This is a genomic window from Streptomyces sp. NPDC002889 (assembly GCF_042888425.1).
Lineage (GTDB): Bacteria > Actinomycetota > Actinomycetes > Streptomycetales > Streptomycetaceae > Streptomyces.
In genome coordinates this window covers 1-1450 of the sequence record NZ_JBIAPT010000084.1, presented here as the reverse complement: position 1 = coordinate 1450, position 1450 = coordinate 1, and the positions used below count along the sequence as shown (strand labels likewise).

2 protein-coding genes and 1 pseudogene are annotated in these 1450 nt (G+C 67.1%); 2 read left to right on the top strand and 1 reads right to left on the bottom strand.

Going from position 1 to position 1450, the window contains the following annotated elements; genetic code table 11:
- A pseudogene (locus tag ACFYWI_RS38475) lies at positions 1-215 on the top strand (IS5/IS1182 family transposase); the annotation flags it as partial.
- A 286-nt stretch (positions 216-501) separates the two neighbouring features.
- Here ACFYWI_RS38475 and ACFYWI_RS38470 read toward each other — a convergent pair.
- Complete coding sequence (locus ACFYWI_RS38470) at positions 502-915, bottom strand: DUF1622 domain-containing protein (protein WP_389240844.1); 414 nt, start codon at positions 913-915, stop codon at positions 502-504.
- 105 nt (positions 916-1020) lie between these two features.
- Between ACFYWI_RS38470 and ACFYWI_RS38465 the strand changes: the two genes are divergently transcribed.
- Positions 1021-1450: CorA family divalent cation transporter (locus tag ACFYWI_RS38465; RefSeq protein ID WP_389240842.1), on the top strand; the 430-nt coding region annotated here is incomplete at its 3' end.

The following is a 1450-nucleotide window of genomic DNA, read 5'->3' as shown; positions in this document are numbered from 1 at the left end:
GGATCCTCTGCACCATCCCGGACAAGGCCGACCACCTGCGCAACCGCAAGAGACTCGGCTCGCGCGGCGGCCGCCCGCCGAAGTTCGACAAGACGGACTACCGCGACCGCCATGCGGTCGAGTGCGGAATCAACCGCCTCAAGAGGCACCGGGCGGTGGCCACCCGCTACGAGAAACTCGCCGTCCTCGTCGCAGCCATCAACGAGTGGCTATGACCAGCACATTCGATACACGCCCTAACTGTGGCGGCCCGGGTCGGCTGTATCGCAGGGCTCGCCGTCTTCAGGCACTCAGGGCGCACGGATACTGGTGCAGCAACCCGGGGGATCCCGCCGGGACAATCGGGGCAGCCGTGGGCGTGATCACCGTCCTGGCGCTCCTCCTTGGCATAGGACATGCCGAGGGGGCAGCCCAGGGAATGGGCGAAACGCCGGCGACAACCACCGAGTCCTGGAACCTCTGCCCCGGTGAGGAGCAGAGCCGCGCCGTGCAGCCAGGCGGTCACGAGACGGCGTGCCTTTGTGTGCTGGGCCGGGCAGCTGCCTCGATTCCCTTCTGGTCGAGTTCGGCACGTTCCTGTGCGATCTCACGCCCGAGGAAGTAGTTCAGTGCCGTACGGATCGCGGCAATGGCCGCCAACTGCCCGATTTCGGCGAAACCGGGCGCGACAGCCGTACGCAGCACATCACCGGCCAGCTGGAACTCCAGCCCAAGGACCAGAAAGCGGCCCAGGCTCAGCCGGATGCGGTTGAACCCCGCCCCTCGACCCCGCGCACCCGCCATGACGAACTGACCAGATGCCCATACGGCGCCAACAAAAATGATCAACGCCCCGGCGCCCTCAACCGCCCTCGCCAGCAGGCCGATGGCATCGCGCAGCGTCGACTCGGACAGTAGTTCCACAGACAGAGGCATGATGGACCGGGTACCCCCGGCAGGTCATCCCCACCGGTCCGGTTCAACGGCGCACGGGTCGGGACGGGTGACATGAAATCGGGCGCTGCGTGCAGGTGTAGAGGCATGGAGTGTGTGATCTATCGAAGCGACGGCGATCTGCAGGCATGGGCTCCCGAGGTGGTGGAGGGCAGTGGGACGGCATTGAAGCGGCTGCGGGATGCGCCGGAGGGCACGTTCGGGTGGATCCGCCTGGCTGATCCTTCGGCACGGGAGGTGCAGGCGCTGGCCGACGAGCTGGGTTTGCACCCGCTGGCGGTGGAGGACGCGGTGCGGGCGCACCAGCGGCCCAAGAGGGAGCGTTACGGCGATGTCCTTGCGGTGGCGCTGAAGACGCTGTGGTACATCGAGGAGACGTCACAGGTCGAGGCGGGCCAGGTCATGATCTTCCTTGGGCCGAACCTCGTTCTGACCGTCTGTCATGGACAGGCCGATCCCGCGGCCGTAGCCGCCCAACGACTGGCCAGTGATCCGGCGATGCTGGCGTGCGGGCCGG

What these genes read in the sequence shown, in the direction of transcription:
- ACFYWI_RS38470 (WP_389240844.1), bottom strand. Translation starts at nt 915, where the DNA reads ATGCCTCTGTCTGTGGAACTACTGTCCGAGTCGACGCTGCGCGATGCC.